At 59.1% G+C, this 14,596-nt stretch carries 16 protein-coding genes; 3 read left to right on the top strand and 13 right to left on the bottom strand.

The window, feature by feature from the left end:
* Positions 1-31 precede the first annotated feature (31 nt).
* Positions 32-625 (top strand): 5'-deoxynucleotidase, encoded by a 594-nt coding sequence (yfbR, locus tag DCS96_RS01415; protein WP_116472591.1) that lies wholly within the window; start codon positions 32-34, stop codon positions 623-625.
* Positions 626-937: 312 nt separating this feature from the next.
* Here the strand turns inward: yfbR and DCS96_RS01410 are convergent, their stop codons facing one another.
* From DCS96_RS01410 to DCS96_RS01350, 13 genes are all read right to left on the bottom strand, one after another.
* Positions 938-1,456 (bottom strand): DUF3833 domain-containing protein, encoded by a 519-nt coding sequence (locus DCS96_RS01410; RefSeq protein WP_116472590.1) that lies wholly within the window; start codon positions 1,454-1,456, stop codon positions 938-940.
* A 1-nt stretch (position 1,457) separates the two neighbouring features.
* On the bottom strand, positions 1,458-1,940 hold the full coding sequence (locus tag DCS96_RS01405; RefSeq protein WP_116472589.1) for a chalcone isomerase family protein: 483 nt from the start codon (positions 1,938-1,940) through the stop codon (positions 1,458-1,460).
* The gene (locus DCS96_RS01400; RefSeq protein ID WP_116472588.1) at positions 1,937-2,422 is read right to left on the bottom strand and encodes a DUF2878 domain-containing protein; all 486 of its coding nucleotides are present in this window, start codon (positions 2,420-2,422) and stop codon (positions 1,937-1,939) included. Before DCS96_RS01400 ends, DCS96_RS01405 begins: the two co-directional genes overlap by 4 nt.
* A gap of 46 nt (positions 2,423-2,468) precedes the next feature.
* Entirely contained in the window at positions 2,469-3,722 is a 1,254-nt protein-coding gene (locus tag DCS96_RS01395; protein WP_116472587.1) for an SAM-dependent methyltransferase, read from the bottom strand.
* Between the two features lie 9 nt (positions 3,723-3,731).
* A complete protein-coding gene (locus DCS96_RS01390; protein WP_116472586.1) occupies positions 3,732-4,445 on the bottom strand; it encodes a DUF1365 domain-containing protein in 714 nt (237 codons plus the stop codon).
* A complete protein-coding gene (locus DCS96_RS01385; RefSeq protein ID WP_116472585.1) occupies positions 4,442-5,692 on the bottom strand; it encodes an NAD(P)/FAD-dependent oxidoreductase in 1,251 nt (416 codons plus the stop codon). The genes DCS96_RS01390 and DCS96_RS01385 overlap by 4 nt, the downstream gene beginning before the upstream one ends.
* Positions 5,689-6,417 carry an SDR family NAD(P)-dependent oxidoreductase gene (locus DCS96_RS01380; protein WP_116472584.1) on the bottom strand — a complete coding sequence of 243 codons (729 nt, stop codon included), beginning with the start codon at positions 6,415-6,417 and terminating at the stop codon, positions 5,689-5,691. Before DCS96_RS01380 ends, DCS96_RS01385 begins: the two co-directional genes overlap by 4 nt.
* The gene (locus tag DCS96_RS01375) at positions 6,414-6,836 is read right to left on the bottom strand and encodes a nuclear transport factor 2 family protein (protein WP_116472583.1); all 423 of its coding nucleotides are present in this window, start codon (positions 6,834-6,836) and stop codon (positions 6,414-6,416) included. The genes DCS96_RS01380 and DCS96_RS01375 overlap by 4 nt, the downstream gene beginning before the upstream one ends.
* Positions 6,833-8,245, bottom strand: coding sequence for a deoxyribodipyrimidine photo-lyase (gene phrB / locus DCS96_RS01370; RefSeq protein WP_116472582.1), 1,413 nt, complete (start codon positions 8,243-8,245; stop codon positions 6,833-6,835). Before phrB ends, DCS96_RS01375 begins: the two co-directional genes overlap by 4 nt.
* Positions 8,217-9,062 (bottom strand): MerR family transcriptional regulator, encoded by an 846-nt coding sequence (locus tag DCS96_RS01365; protein WP_116472581.1) that lies wholly within the window; start codon positions 9,060-9,062, stop codon positions 8,217-8,219. The genes phrB and DCS96_RS01365 overlap by 29 nt, the downstream gene beginning before the upstream one ends.
* Positions 9,052-10,005, bottom strand: a complete 954-nt coding sequence (locus DCS96_RS01360) for a YbgA family protein (protein WP_116472580.1) — start codon at positions 10,003-10,005, stop codon at positions 9,052-9,054. The genes DCS96_RS01365 and DCS96_RS01360 overlap by 11 nt, the downstream gene beginning before the upstream one ends.
* A gap of 201 nt (positions 10,006-10,206) precedes the next feature.
* Positions 10,207-10,482 (bottom strand): YeaC family protein, encoded by a 276-nt coding sequence (locus DCS96_RS01355; protein WP_116472579.1) that lies wholly within the window; start codon positions 10,480-10,482, stop codon positions 10,207-10,209.
* A 60-nt stretch (positions 10,483-10,542) separates the two neighbouring features.
* On the bottom strand, positions 10,543-11,976 hold the full coding sequence (locus DCS96_RS01350) for a glyceraldehyde-3-phosphate dehydrogenase (protein WP_116472578.1): 1,434 nt from the start codon (positions 11,974-11,976) through the stop codon (positions 10,543-10,545).
* 631 nt (positions 11,977-12,607) lie between these two features.
* Between DCS96_RS01350 and gapA the strand changes: the two genes are divergently transcribed.
* Positions 12,608-13,609, top strand: a complete 1,002-nt coding sequence (gapA, locus tag DCS96_RS01345; protein WP_116472577.1) for a glyceraldehyde-3-phosphate dehydrogenase — start codon at positions 12,608-12,610, stop codon at positions 13,607-13,609.
* A gap of 78 nt (positions 13,610-13,687) precedes the next feature.
* Positions 13,688-14,572, top strand: coding sequence for a D-hexose-6-phosphate mutarotase (locus DCS96_RS01340; protein ID WP_116472576.1), 885 nt, complete (start codon positions 13,688-13,690; stop codon positions 14,570-14,572).
* Positions 14,573-14,596: the final 24 nt, after the last annotated feature.

Below are 14,596 nucleotides of genomic sequence, written 5' to 3'. Positions count from 1 at the left end.
CAGACCGCAGCCCGGACCAACAGGAGCGCCCATGAACCGCAGCCATTTTTTTGCCCATATGGCCAGAATGAAACTGATCCAGCGCTGGCCGCTAATGCGCAACATAGAGCCCGAGAACGTCGCCGAGCACAGCCTGCAGGTGGCCATGGTGGCCCATGCCCTGGCCCTTATCAAAAACACCTTTTTCAACGGTCGGCTGGATCCCAACCAGGCGGCGGTGCAGGCGCTGTTTCACGACGCCAGCGAAGTACTGACCGGCGATCTGCCGACCCCGGTCAAATATTTCAATGAAGACATCGCCCGCGCCTACAAGGACATTGAAAAAACCGCCGAAGATACCCTGACCAGGATGCTGCCCGCCGAACTGCAGGCCGCCTATGCCCCGCTGCTCAATGGCACCCACGACGATGAGTACGGCCGGTTGGTCAAGTCCGCCGACATCCTCTGCGCCTACCTGAAATGCGAAGAAGAGCTGACCGCCGGCAACCGGGAATTTGCCCAGGCCAAGCAGCGCCTGTTTACCATGCTGGAACAGCGGATGAACGACGAAACCCGCTACTTTCTGGAGGTATTCGTGCCCAGCTTCTCGCTGTCGCTGGACGAGATTTCCACCCCGGAGTTCTGAGTTCCTTCAGGGATTGAGGCGGTTTCTGGAAACGCTGGCCCCTGTGAGAACGGCAAGCTCGCCGCGATGAAAGCCGCAGGTGTGAGTTCGCTGCCTGCTCCCATCGCCCCGAGGTCGGGCCTCCCACAGGGACATTTGCCGAATGCTGATTGTGCGGTAGGAGGGGCGACCATTGTGGGAGCGTCGACCTCGGCGCGATAATAGTTGGCGGTTATCGGCCAGGGGCTGGATTCTCATTTTTTGATGGCCTGGGCCATATCGCCCCGAGGTCGGGCCTCCCACATTTCGCCACTCAGCCTCCCACAAAGACAGTCAGCCCCGCTTCTCGATCAGCAAAGTCACTTCGCCGACCCGAAAGCCCCATTTGCTCATCTCGGCCCGGTTGATCAGCCGCTGCTCGTCGAGCAGGTACATCCAGTCGTCAAAGTCGATATTCCAGACCTTGCCCTCTACCGGCACCGCCAGGGTATAGCGCCAGTTCAGCGCAAAGCCCCGGGTCTGTCCCTGTGCCGTCGTCACCACATCATCGGCGCTGCCCCGGTAACCGCCATCGGGCAATTTTTCCAGCCGCCATACCCGCCGCTGCCGTTCACCGTCATCGTAGACAAAGTCCTCTTCCAGCACCCCCTTGTTACCGTTCCAGCGGCCCACCATGTCCACCTTGAAGCGGCGCAACACCCGACCGGATCTGTCCTGTACCATGCCGTGGGCCACCAGCTCACCGTTGAAGAAGCGGTCCAGTTCAAAGCGCGGGGTGGTGCCGGCATACTCGGCAATCTGGCTGCTGCAGGACATCAGCAGCAGGCTCAGGCTGGCTATCAGGATACGCATATCAGCTCCCTTTCAGTTGGCGGGTCAGGGCAGGATCCCGGCTGTTGGACGACATCCAGATTTCAAGGAAGGCGGGACCAAACTCGGGGTCGGTCATTTCGCCCAGCAGCTGCCAGTTGAAATAGAAACGGCTGATGCCATTGTCGTCGACTCGCAGCACCAGCTCGTCACGCCGGCTCACCGAGGGCCAGATCCGGGCCAGCTGACGGGGCCACTCCGGCTTCCAGTCGATGCCCAGCCGCTCCCACTCGACCACGGTCGCCTCGAGCAGATCGTCACGGTCAATATTGCGCGCATAACGCAGCTCCAGTGCCTGCGGATAGTCTCCCGGCCGATATTCACCATCCTGGCTGTAAAACCGGGCCTGGTACAATTCCCAGAACAGCCAGCGCATCTTGCCCTCTCCCACCAGGGTAAGATCGGACACAGGGGTAGCCAGCACCGGGAATACCAGCAGCCAGCCAAGTAATATCAGGGTTTTCATACCCACCTCCTGAATGATTGATCCAGTGCCACCAGCAGTGGCAACAGGCCGCCCCATACCGCCAGCAGGACAAGGCTGCTGGGGCCGGGTCCCAGGGGCAGCGCCACCGCCCCCAGTTTCCAACCGGCCATGTAAGATGCCATCCCGGCCACGGCACCAACCGGCACCAGTCCATACCAGGGCAGGCGGCGCAGCCAGCGCATGCTGTGCCCCAGGGTCAGCACAAAGCCAAACCACAACAGACCCAACCACAGCGGGAAGGCATCGAAGCGAAATACCCCCAGCCAGGTCAGCAGGCTGTCGCTGACCATGCCGATTAACGCCAGCACCATCACCCGGCCATCGGCCCGCCGACTGGGGGTCAGGTAGAAGTGCATCATCAGCAACAGCAGGGTCAGCCCGATACCACTGTTCTGGCCCACTACCGCCAGCAACCAGTAGGCCTGGAAGGCGACCAGCTGTCCCCATTGCCATTTCGACATTTTCCGGTTCCTCCCTTCATCGCCGCTACCCCGTCAGCCCGACAGGCTAGCCACCAAGCCCATTGCCGCCTTGACATCGCCTCGCCCCCGGCTTGGCCGCCTCGAAATGCACCAGCCCCAGGCTGCCTTCACGGAAACCGCCTTCGCAATAGGCAAAATAGAAGGCCCACAGCCGCTGAAAATCCTCACCGTAACCCAGTGCCATCAGCCCCGGCTCGGCCCGCCGGAAGCGCTCGCTCCAGATCTTCAGGGTCTCGGCATAGTGCAGGCCGTAATCATGCAGCCGGGTCAGGGTCATGTCGGTCTGCTCTCTCAGCTGTCGGCACATTTCGCTCACCGAGGGTACACAGCCACCGGGGAAGATATAACGCTGGATAAAATCCACCCCCTTTCGGTACTGGTCGTAGCGCTGATCGTCAATGGTTATCGCCTGGATCAACAGCCGGCCATCAGGCTTGAGCAGACGGTTCAACGCCTTGAAATACACCGGCAGGTATTCATGGCCCACCGCCTCGATCATCTCCACCGACACCAGCCGGTCATAACGGCCGTCCAGTTCCCGGTAATCCTGCAACAGCAGGGTTACCTTTCCGGTCAGGCCCCCCCGTTCCACCTGCTGCCTGGCATAGTCATACTGAGCCCGTGACAGGGTGGTGGTGGTCACCCGACAGCCATAATGGCGGGCGGCGTAACAGGCCAGCCCGCCCCAGCCGGTACCGATTTCCAGCAGATGATGTTCCGGCCGTAACGCCAGTCGCTCGCAGATCAGCCTGAGCTTGTGTTCCTGGGCCGTTTCCAGGCTGGCATCCGCCACCGGAAACACCGCCGAGGAATACTGCATATGGGGATCCAGGAACAGCCGGTACATGTCATTGCCCAGGTCGTAATGAGCCGCAATATTGGCTCGGCTTCCTGCCCTGGAGTTGTGGTTCACCCGGTGCAGCAAGCGGTGATAAGGCGCCGTCAACCAGCCGAGGCGACGCTCAATCCGGTCGAGTACCGCCATGTTTCGGGCAAACAGCCGAGTCAGGGCGGTCAGATCCGGACTGTGCCAACCGCCGTCAACCCAGGCTTCGGCGGCCCCGATACTACCGCCGGTCAGAAAGCGACGATAGCTACGGGGGTCGAACACCCGCACGCAGGCCTGCAATTCGGCCCCCGGGTCACCAAACACAAAGCGGTCATTGCCCTCCAGTACGGTCAATCCTGCCCCCTTCAGTCCGCCGAGCAGGGAAAAGGCCAGTTGCCGGGCCCACCGCTCCAGGAGGCGTGGTGGCGAGATAGTCAGGGTCGTGTCCATCTTGGCTCCTTAAGGGTGTGAGTAGTAAGGCATGCGTTTTAACCACAGCCGGACTGCCTGCCAGTAGATGCCGCGTACTATGGTCAGGGTCATCATCGGCCATTGCAGCAGGGCTGCCTTCAGGGTGCCTGTACCGAACGGCCGGCGCTGCAGCGCCAGGGTGGCATCAAACAGCCGCATGTCGGCCCGACTTTCGATATGCACCAGCAGCCGCCGTCCGGGCGGCCGGATGCGCCAGTGGTAGGCCATGTCCATCGCCATAAAGGGGGAGACATGGAAGGCCTTGGGCGTGGCCGCCGGCCGCTCCAGATTCACCAGGTAGGTGTGCCGTTCGTTCCAGGGCGTGTTGTGCACCTCGGCCAGCAGGTAACGAGCCTGCCCGTCCCGGTAGCAGAAGAAACAGTTGACCGGGCTAAAGTACAGCCCGAAGCAGCGCACCTGACCGAGCATCACCACCCGATCGAGCCCGCCGGGATAACCGCCCAGTCGCTGCACCTCGTCCAGCACCGCCGCCTTCAGCGGCCGGGTCGGATCCCCCAGGTAATCGCGACGACAAAAGCTCAAGGGGGCGAAACGTTCACAGGCAAACCAGCGGTACCGGGCATCCAGTTGCCCCAGTTCGTCCAGATCCAGCGCCAGCATATACAGCCGGTAAAGGAAACTGTGCCGCCGGGGGCTGAAGCGCCGGTGACGGACCTGGCCTGTGTAGATGGCACTGTTCATAATCCCACTCCAAAACGGGCACAGACATCCAGGGCACTGTTCACCCCGTCTTCGTGAAAGCCGTTGTACCAGTAGGCACCACAGAAATGGGTATGCTGGCGGCCGCATATTTCCCGCCGCCGCCCCTGGGCGGTAATCGCCGTCCGGTTGTATACCGGATGGGCATAGTGAAACTGCCTCAGGATTGTGTCGGGGGCGATATCCCGGCTGCGATTAAGGGTCACGCACAGCGTCTCGGGGGCGGCCAGACCCTGCAATATATTCATGTTGTAGGTGACACAGGGCAGGGCTTCGGGCCGACCATCCAGCCAGTAGTTCCAACTGGCCCAAGCCCTGCGATGACGAGGCAGCAGCCGGGTATCCGTATGAAGCACCACTTCGTTGCTACGGTAGGCCAGCCCCCCGAGCAGCTCCCGCTCGACGACACTGGCATCATCGGCCAGCAGCGCCAGCGCCTGATCCGCATGACAGGCAAATATCACCTCGTCGAACCGCTCGGCTCCACGCCCGCTTTCAATTTGTACCCCGTCGGCATGACGGATAACCCGTCTCACCGGGCAATTCAGGCGAATATCATGCAAGGATGCGGTAAGGTAAGGAATGTAACTGCGCGATCCTCCCTCCACCACATACCACCTGGGCCTGTCTATCAGGTTAAGCAGCCCGTGGTGATTGAAAAAACGCAGGAAAAACGCCAGCGGAAATTCCCGACTGTCATCCAGGGAGGCCGACCAGATCGCAGCCCCCATCGGCAGCAGGTAATGACCGGCGAAGAAATCCGAAAAGCCGTGCCGGTCAAGGAAACCGCCCAGGGTGTCATTGTCGCTCAGTTCATTGTTTATCAGTGCCCGTTTGGCCACACGGTTGAAGCGTACGATTTCCGCCAGCAGGCCGTAAAAACGAGCGCTCCACAGGTTGCTTCGCTGGGCAAACAGGGTGCCCAGGCTATGGCCGTTATATTCCAGCCCAGTCAGCGCATTGTGTACACTGAAGCTCATTTCGGTAGGCCGGACCGGCACTCCGAGTTTTACCAGCAGGGCCTGAAAATTCGGATAGGTACGATCATTGAACACGATAAAACCGGTATCCACCGCATAGTGCCGGCCACCCAGGGTAACGTCGACGGTGGCGGTATGGCCGCCCAGGTAATCATTGGCCTCGAACAGGGTCAGCTGATGCCGACCATCAAGCAGGTAGGCCGCCGTCAGCCCCGAGATGCCGCTGCCGATAACGGCAATCCTGCTCATGACGGCCTCCCGACCATCTTTTGTCCCAGACGGAACCATATCCCCCTGGGCAGCCAGGACAGCAGTCGCATGACAGTGATAAAGGCAAAGGGAAAGCAGATTTCCCGCTTGCCTCGGGCCAGCCCCTGACGGATGGCCTGGCTGGCCTCCGCCATGCTGACCCGTCCGGGCATGGGAAAGTCGTTTTTTCGGGTTAGGGGGGTATCGACAAACCCCGGGCGGATCAGGCTGATCCCTATGTCATGGTGCGCCAGATCGATAGCCAGGGTGCGAGCAAGATAATCCAGGCCCGCCTTGGATGCGCCATAGGCTTCGGAGCGGGTCAACGGCAGAAAGGTCACCGACGAACTGACCAGCGCCAGCCGACCACCGGCACGAATGCGCCCGATCAGGGGGGCGATGCAGTTGGCCGTGCCGATCAGGTTGGCGGCGATCACCCGCTCGAACAGGGCTGCATCAAAGTGCCGGGCATCATCCACATACTCACAAGTCCCCGCATTGAGGATCACCAGATCAGGCTCGACAACCGCAGACAAGACGGCCTGACACTCTCCCCTGTTCTGCATGTCAAACACACAGAATTCGCTATCGGTACCGGCCAGGGCCCGTTGCAGTTTTTCCCGATCGCGACCGCAGGCCACCACCTGCCAGCTGTCGGCAGCGTAATCCCGTGCCAGCTGCAGGCCGATGCCCGAACTGGCACCGGTAATCAATACCCGTTTCATGACGCTAGCCTCCTCTTGAGGGCGCGGACCACTCCACCCAGCAGCGGCAGCTGTTCATAGAGCATGGCGCCCAGATCGAAATAATCCCGGTGAAAATAGATGTGCTGATCAAAACGCAGGTGGCTGACTCCGGGCACGGCGATGTCACTGCCGCCCCCTAAACGAGGATGGCCAAAGTGCATCTGCCAGCGCACATAGGCTTCCCCGTCCTGCTCCATGACCTGTTCAATATCGAAACGACAATGGCTGACCTGGGTAAACAGCCCTTCAAAATAGGCGCTCAGGGCTATGATCCCCTGCAGCTCATGGGCCGGATCGCAGAAACGGACGTCCTGGCGGTAGACAGAGGACAACAGGTGCAGGTTATCGGCACCAAGCTGCCGGTAAAGGGCGCAGAACGCGCTGATGGCCGGGCTCATGGCGCCTCCTGCCGATCCTTGAGGGCATCGAACATGGCAATGGCATGCAGCCGGGACCGGGCATGATCCACCACGGGGGGCGGATACGCCTGGGCCATGCCGTGCCGGGTCAGCCACTCGTGGGGCGCATGGATGACTTTCGCCGGCACGGCTGCCAGCTCCGGCAGCCAGCGCCTGATAAAGCGACCGTCGGCATCGAAACGCTCGCTCTGGGTGGTGGGGTTGAACACCCTAAAATAAGGGGCGGCATCCGCCCCCGTACCCGCCGCCCACTGCCAGCCGCCGTTGTTGGCGGCCAGATCGCCGTCGATCAGCCGGGACATGAAGTAGTCTTCTCCCCAGCGCCAGTCGATATGCAGATCCTTGGTCAGGAAGCTGGCCACTACCATGCGCAACCGGTTGTGCATCCAGCCGGTTTCATTCAGGCAACGCATGGCCGCATCCACCAGCGGATAGCCGGTCCGGCCCCGACACCAAAGCTCGAACGACAGGTGATTGTTGCTCCATTTCAAGGCCCCGGTTTCCACTTTGAATGGTCGATTCATGGACAGGCGGGGATAGACCACCATGAGGTGTCGATAGAATTCACGCCAGATCAACTCGTTGATCCAGGTAAAACCTTGCTCGCCCCGGCTCAGGGGCAGGTAACCGAGCTCGGCCTCCACCGCCGCAAGACACTGATTCGGTGACAGGACTCCCAGTGCCAGGTAGGGTGACAACCTGCTGGTCCCCTCGGCATCCGGGTAGTCTCGTTGTTCACCGTACTCCCTGAGCTGCCCATGACAAAATGCCGTCAGTTGCCGAGACGCGGCCCGTTCCCCAACGGGCCAGGCTTCACTCGAAACCTGTCCATCCGACAGCTCGACAGGGGTCACCTCCAGAGCCGGCCCGCGGCTGCAGGGCACCGGCAACAGCCGATAACCGCTGGCCCGCACCTGGGCCAGCCAGGCCTTGGCAAAGGGAGTAAATACCTTGTACATGTCACCACTACGCGGCCGCAAGCTGCCGTGACTGACCACACAATCGCCGTTGAACAACCGCACGGGAACGGACAAGGCCTGCTGCACCGCCTGGTCGCGACGCCGCTCGTTGATGCCGATTTCCAGGTTGGCGTAGAGGGCATCGATTCCCTGCTCGTCTACCAGACTACCGAGCAGCCCCGGCACCTCGGTAAAGGTGTCAGCTTCCAGCAGGGTGAAGGGAATGCCCAGTGCCGCCAGTTCTCGACTGAGGGCCATCAGGTTGCGAGCGAGAAAGTCCCGCTGAATGGCGGCCATGCCATGCTGCCGCCACTGTCCCGGACAGGCGATAAACACCGCCTGCAATTCGGCCCCCTCGGCGGAGGCCTCGTGCAGGGCCGGATTATCGGCGACCCGCAGATCAGTTCTGAACCATATCAAATGGCGCATGCGGCCCCCTTGCGATGTCATTGATGCTGACGGCGAACGGCCGGTCCAGCCAGCCCTGTTGCTGATACAGGGTGCCCAGTTCGCCGACAAAACAACAGTTGTCGGGCCAGTACGGCGCCATCTCCTTGAACCAGGCGGCGTTCAGTCCCGCCCCCAGCAAGACCACCAGGCCATCCGGCTGCAGTCGACCGGACATCAACGGCAGTTGCTGCGGCTCCAGCTGCCCCAGGTTAATGCTGCGGCATTCCAGCCCCTGCAATTCGAACTGGGCCATGACAACATTCAGCTCATTCACCTGGCCAACCCGCCCAACGGCGATGCGCGGTCCGCTCTGGATGGTCAGTATCTGGTACAACACCCGGGTCAGCAGGCCGCGGGCGCTTTGCTCGATCAGCGCCCGGTCAGGCCGGGCCTGCCGGACAAGCGCAGCCAGCCAGGGCTCGATCACCCGGCGCAGCAACAACTCGGCCGGATACAGGCTGGCCAGCTCATGGAGCTCGGTTTCCAGCCGCCCCAGATTCAGCGCCTGAGCCGCATCCAGCAGGCGCGTCCTGGCCTGCTCCCAGTTGGAGCCGCCGATAACCGGCTCCGGACTGGCCAGCAGTCCCTTGACCTGACCTATGCTCACCCCCTGATCCAGCCAGTGCAGGATCTGCCTGATCAGGGCAATATCGTCGTCCGAATACAGGCGATGGCCCTTTTCGGTACGGGCCGGCTTGAGCAGGCCATAACGCCGTTGCCAGGCGCGCAGGGTGACCGGGTTGATGCCGGTCAATCGGGATACATCCCGGATTGGATATTGGGGATCAGATGCCATAGCGCAGCCTTAAGGTCTCCGGATGAGGATTGAGATATACCTGTCGTTGCAGATATTCATTGGGATACTCGGCCAGGTAGTGACGCAACAGGGTGATCGGCGCCAACAACGGCAGCAGGCCATCCTGGTATTGATGAATGGTATGGGCCAGCTCCTGACGCTGTCGCGAGTTCAGCTGCTGTTTGAAATAGCCCTGCAAATGCTGCAGTACATTGGTGTGATTACTGCGGCTGGCCTGACGGGCAAGCGCCGCCATCAACCCTTCGATATAGTGTCTGGCCTTGTGTTCAGGCTCTGCGGACAAGTCCGACAACAATTGTCCCAGCCGCAGATAGCTGCTCCTGTGATGGGCCAGCAACAGGTATTTATAGCGGCTGTGAAAGTCAATCAGGCGGGCAGGCGTGATGCCCTGGTGGACCAGGCTTTGCCAGTCGTGGTAGGCATAAAGCCGGGTAATAAAGTTTTCCCTGATCAGGGGATCGTTGAGCCGGCCGTCTTCTTCTACCGGCAGCAGGGGATGACTGCGCATCAGCTCGGCGGCGTAGACGCCAACCCCTGACTTCTCGCAGCCCTCGCCGCTGGCATGATAGACCCGTACCCGCTCCATGCCGCAGCTGGGAGATTTGGCACAGAGGATATAGCCGCTAAGGTAGCCGAGCCGGCCGACCAGCTGCCGGCCGTAGTCGCGCAGCGGCGCAGTGACATCCTGCCCATTGGCGGTGATCGCGAGGACGTCGGCATCACGCTGCACCAGCCGTATGCTGGGCCTGGGTGAACTCAGGCCGATGGCCATTTCCGGGCAAACGGGCACGAAATCCACCAGCCTGGCCAGCTCTTCGGTGCAGAAATCGGATCGTTTGTGGCCGCCATCGAAACGAACCTTTTGACCCAACAGGCAGCCGCTGATGCCTACCTGTATCTTGCCTGCGTCAAACTTGTACATATAAACCCCTCTTGTACAACCCTAGCTATACCATAGCCAAGGTTGTACAACATGGCAAATAATGTACAACAAATAGGGATGTTTACAGATGCCCCGGCCGCGATGCATATCGGCCGGGGTCGGGCCTGCTACATTTCAGCCCAGGCAAAAAACAAAAAATCGGCCCGAGGCCGATTTTTTTAAACAGTATACAAGCAGGGATTACTCAGGCTTGAAGCGGGTAATTTCCTGTTCATCGCGGAACTGGCGGCGCAGCTCGGATTTACTCTTCAGCACCAGCTCGCCGCCCCTGGCGATGGTCATGTGCTCGAGGCTGTCATTGTGCATGGACTGCCAGGCCAGCACAGCCTGCATGCTGTGTTCTTTCTGCTCGGTGGTCAAGGGGTTGCCATCGGGCCACTTCCCCAGCTCTACCGCTGTCCTTAACCGCTCATATACCTCGCGGGGCATATTGGCGACCACTTGTTGAAAAGACATAGTTTACCCTCCAGAAACACAAAAGGGGCAGCCTGTGCCCCTTTATCCCATCCACCTCACTTACAAGGCAGGCAGGTCCATCAGGTTGATGCCGGCCATTTTTTGCATAACCCGCACTACCTGGCAGCTGTAGCCGAACTCGTTGTCATACCATACGTACAGCACGGCACGATCACCATCCACAATGGTCGCCAGTGAGTCGACAATACCGGCGAAACGGGAGCCAACCATGTCGGTGGACACCAGCTCGCTGCTGGTGCTGAAGTCGATTTGATTATGCAGCGGCGAATCCAGGGCAACCTGGCGCAGGTAATCGTTCAGCTCTTCAAGTGTGGTGGCCTTTTCGAGGTTCAGGTTGATTACCGCCATCGAAACATTGGGTGTCGGCACGCGAATTGCGTTGCCGGTCAGCTTGCCTTTCAGTTCGGGCAGCGCCTTGGCTACCGCTGAAGCCGCACCCGTGCTGGTCAGTACCATGTTGAGGGCGGCACTGCGACCACGACGATCGCCCTTGTGGTAGTTGTCGATCAGATTCTGATCGTTGGTGTAGGAATGCACGGTTTCCACGTGGCCGTTTTTCACACCATAGGCATCGTTCACCGCCTTCAATACCGGGGTAATGGCATTGGTGGTACAGGAGGCGGCGGACATGATACGGTCTTCCGGCAGGATCATGTCATCGTTAACACCGAATACGATGTTCTTGATGTCGCCTTTGCCCGGCGCGGTCAACAGTACCTTGGCGGCACCCTTAGACTTCAGATGCAGGCTCAGGCCGGCTTCGTCACGCCATTTTCCGGTGTTATCGACCACCAGGGCATTGTCGATGCCGTACTGGGTGTAATCGATCTCTTCCGGGCTGTTGGCATAGATGATCTGGATATAGGTGCCGTTGGCAATGATGGCATTGTTTTCTTCATCGACTTCGATGGAGCCGTTGAAGGGGCCATGCACGGAATCACGGCGCAGCAGGCTGGCACGTTTTTCCAGATCATCGCCTGAACCGCGAACCACAATGGCGCGCAGGCGCATGCCGTTGCTGTTACCGGCACGCTCGATAAGCAGCCGGGCCAGCAGACGGCCGATACGACCGAAACCATAAAGCACTACATCGGTGCTCTGAGAGCTGTGGCCGGCAGCCAGGCCCGCGGCCAGCTCGGTTTTCAGGAAATCGTCCAGGCCGGACTCATCTTTATGGTTGGCCCAGTACTTGACGGTCAGTTTACCCAGGTCGATGGTGGCCGGTGCCAATTCAAGCTCACTGATGGCCTTCAATACCGGGAAGCTCTCTTCTACCGACAGCACATGACCTTCGTGGCGACGCACCACCCGGTGGGCCTTGAGAATGTCAATGGTAGAGGCGTTCAGCAGTGGCCGACCGTAAACACAGGTTTCGATACCCTGGTTGCGATACAGTTTACCGATAAGGGGTTGCATAGACTCCGCCAGTTCCTGGCTCTGTTGCCAAGCGGACAGGTAGCTCTCGTGGGTCATCGACCAGATCCTTTTATTTCACGTAACCGTTTTAGTTGTAGCGGGCAGCATGATGTGCCTCACCTGCTCTGTGTGGAAGCAGGGCTATTTTAGTGGATAGGGGGGGGGATTACCAGATCGGGGCCCGCCAATTGAGATTCAAACGAAAACCAAAATACCCTAACTTCGAAGAGATCCCCATTCCTTATTAACAGGCTGTGAGCCGGATCCCACTCATCCATGGGAAGAAAAACACCATGTGAGACCAACCTTTACCTCCCGCCGACCATGGTCGAACTGCCACTGGCCTCAGATATTCAGTCGCTAAACGCCATAAGCCTCTGAGCAAGTTACCGCCGTCGCGGAAATCTATAAAGGTGCTGAAGATCAAGGTGAAAGCTGAATTTCCCCCACATACTAAACTTAAAACAAGACTATTTGTTGGCCCCGGCCCCAGGCCTTTACAGGGGGCCAGCATTAGATCCAAATGTGATAAACCACACAAAAAGAAGAAATTAAATTTCATAAATAACATTGAATTACAAGATTTACCCCTACTCAAGGTTGACTGAATCGATTATTTTTGTAATTTTACTAGCATCAAATTTCATAAAACTTACACTTTAATAACTTACAGAGTCAGGTGAATCTTATGACAATCAAGGTAGGTATCAACGGCTTTGGCCGTATCGGTCGCTTCGTATTCCGTGCCGCTTTCGAACGTAACGACATTGAAATCGTTGCCATCAACGATCTGCTCGACGCCGACTACATGGCCTACATGCTGAAATACGACTCCACACACGGCCGTTTCAAGGGGACCGTCGACGTCCAGGACGGCCAACTGGTTGTTAACGGCAAAACCATCCGGGTCACCGCCGAGCGTGACCCTGCCAACCTGAAATGGGATCAGGTGAATGTTGACGTGGTGGCCGAAGCCACCGGCCTGTTCCTGACCGATGAAACCGCCCGCAAGCACATCCAGGCCGGTGCCAGGAAGGTGGTGTTGACCGGTCCCTCCAAGGACAACACCCCCATGTTCGTGATGGGCGTCAACCACGGTCACTACGATAACCAGGATATCGTGTCCAACGCGTCCTGCACCACCAACTGCCTGGCTCCCCTGGCCAAGGTTATCAACGATAAATTTGGTATCGTCGAAGGCCTGATGACTACGGTGCATGCCACCACCGCCACCCAGAAGACCGTCGATGGCCCTTCTGCCAAAGACTGGCGCGGCGGCCGTGGGGCCGCTCAGAACATCATCCCCTCCTCCACCGGTGCCGCCAAGGCCGTCGGCAAGGTGATCCCCGAGCTGAATGGCAAGCTGACCGGTATGGCGTTCCGGGTGCCGACTCCGGATGTATCCGTGGTGGATTTGACCGTACGTCTGGAGAAAGCCGCCAGCTATGAAGAGATCTGTGCCACCATCAAGGCCGCTGCCGAAGACGAACTGAAGGGTATCCTGGCATACACCGATGATGAGGTGGTCTCCACCGACTTCCTCGGTGAAACCTGCACCTCTGTGTTCGATGCCAAGGCCGGCATCGCCTTGAACGACAATTTCGTCAAACTGGTGGCCTGGTACGATAACGAGATTGGTTACTCCAACAAGGTACTGGATCTGATCGCCCATATTTCCAGATACCGCTAAAAATGGTTGAGTGACCAGCGTAGAATAAAAGCGGCTTAGGCCGCTTTTTCGTTTTATTTACACACCGGACATCCCAGCATGCTGCCCCAGCTAACCCAACACAGTGCCCTTTCGCCCCGGGCACAACTAATGTACAACGACGCCGGCCTGGCCTTTATTCGGGTAGACAATGCCCATGCAAGCGCCCTGATCAGCCTGTTCGGCGGACAGCTATTGCACTACCAGCGCCATGGCCAACGCCCGCTGTTATGGTTGAGCGAGGCCGCCGTGCTCGATGGCAGCAAGGCGATTCGGGGCGGCATTCCCATCTGCTGGCCCTGGTTCGGCAAAGGCGCCGAAGGGCAGCCTCAACACGGCTTTGCCCGCCTGCAGAGCTGGCACCTGGATGGACTGGAAGAAACCGAGACCGGTACCCACCTGACCCTGGTGCTGACACCGGAGCTTTGTCCTGGTCATCAGGGTGAACAGTGGCGACTGGTACTGGAAATTGAAATAGGCGCCGACCTGACGCTGCATCTGCACAGCGAGAATAACGGTAGCGACCCCATGCAGATACAGGCGGCCCTGCACAGTTATTTTCGTTGCGCCCATGTGCAGCAATGTCGAATTGAAGGTCTGGGTCACGAGTATTTCGACAGCCTGTTACAGCAAGCCTGTAGCAAGCGGGAGGAAACGGTATTCAAGGAGCCGGTGGATCGTATTTACGCAACCCCGGCACCGATCACCCGGATACATCATTCCCGCCATGAGACCAGATTGCGGCACCAGGGCCATGACAGCCTGGTACTGTGGAATCCGGGATCCCGGGTGCCCGCCGATATCCCGCCCCTTGGCTGGTCGGACTTTGTCTGCATAGAAACCGCCATCCTCGAACTCCCTCCCCTGGCGGCCGGTGATCGGCATACGCTGACACTCGACTGTTCAGAGCGAGATCGTCAAACGAGTTATATCAAACAGATTTAATAACCGATTTATTGGGTTGCTCTG

This window comes from Zobellella maritima (genome assembly GCF_003075035.1).
Lineage (GTDB): Bacteria > Pseudomonadota > Gammaproteobacteria > Enterobacterales > Aeromonadaceae > Oceanimonas > Oceanimonas maritima.
The sequence above is the reverse complement of the archived record's forward strand: the minus strand, read 5'-3'. Positions and strand labels throughout refer to the sequence as shown.

What these genes read in the sequence shown, in the direction of transcription:
- phrB (WP_116472582.1), bottom strand. Translation starts at nt 8,245, where the DNA reads ATGCGCCATTTGATATGGTTCAGAACTGATCTGCGGGTCGCCGATAAT.
- DCS96_RS01390 (WP_116472586.1), bottom strand. Translation starts at nt 4,445, where the DNA reads ATGAACAGTGCCATCTACACAGGCCAGGTCCGTCACCGGCGCTTCAGC.
- DCS96_RS01375 (WP_116472583.1), bottom strand. Translation starts at nt 6,836, where the DNA reads ATGAGCCCGGCCATCAGCGCGTTCTGCGCCCTTTACCGGCAGCTTGGT.
- DCS96_RS01380 (WP_116472584.1), bottom strand. Translation starts at nt 6,417, where the DNA reads ATGAAACGGGTATTGATTACCGGTGCCAGTTCGGGCATCGGCCTGCAG.
- DCS96_RS01355 (WP_116472579.1), bottom strand. Translation starts at nt 10,482, where the DNA reads ATGTCTTTTCAACAAGTGGTCGCCAATATGCCCCGCGAGGTATATGAG.
- DCS96_RS01385 (WP_116472585.1), bottom strand. Translation starts at nt 5,692, where the DNA reads ATGAGCAGGATTGCCGTTATCGGCAGCGGCATCTCGGGGCTGACGGCG.
- DCS96_RS01405 (WP_116472589.1), bottom strand. Translation starts at nt 1,940, where the DNA reads ATGAAAACCCTGATATTACTTGGCTGGCTGCTGGTATTCCCGGTGCTG.
- DCS96_RS01410 (WP_116472590.1), bottom strand. Translation starts at nt 1,456, where the DNA reads ATGCGTATCCTGATAGCCAGCCTGAGCCTGCTGCTGATGTCCTGCAGC.
- gapA (WP_116472577.1), top strand. Translation starts at nt 12,608, where the DNA reads ATGACAATCAAGGTAGGTATCAACGGCTTTGGCCGTATCGGTCGCTTC.
- DCS96_RS01350 (WP_116472578.1), bottom strand. Translation starts at nt 11,976, where the DNA reads ATGACCCACGAGAGCTACCTGTCCGCTTGGCAACAGAGCCAGGAACTG.
- DCS96_RS01360 (WP_116472580.1), bottom strand. Translation starts at nt 10,005, where the DNA reads ATGTACAAGTTTGACGCAGGCAAGATACAGGTAGGCATCAGCGGCTGC.
- DCS96_RS01365 (WP_116472581.1), bottom strand. Translation starts at nt 9,062, where the DNA reads ATGGCATCTGATCCCCAATATCCAATCCGGGATGTATCCCGATTGACC.
- yfbR (WP_116472591.1), top strand. Translation starts at nt 32, where the DNA reads ATGAACCGCAGCCATTTTTTTGCCCATATGGCCAGAATGAAACTGATC.
- DCS96_RS01340 (WP_116472576.1), top strand. Translation starts at nt 13,688, where the DNA reads ATGCTGCCCCAGCTAACCCAACACAGTGCCCTTTCGCCCCGGGCACAA.
- DCS96_RS01400 (WP_116472588.1), bottom strand. Translation starts at nt 2,422, where the DNA reads ATGTCGAAATGGCAATGGGGACAGCTGGTCGCCTTCCAGGCCTACTGG.
- DCS96_RS01395 (WP_116472587.1), bottom strand. Translation starts at nt 3,722, where the DNA reads ATGGACACGACCCTGACTATCTCGCCACCACGCCTCCTGGAGCGGTGG.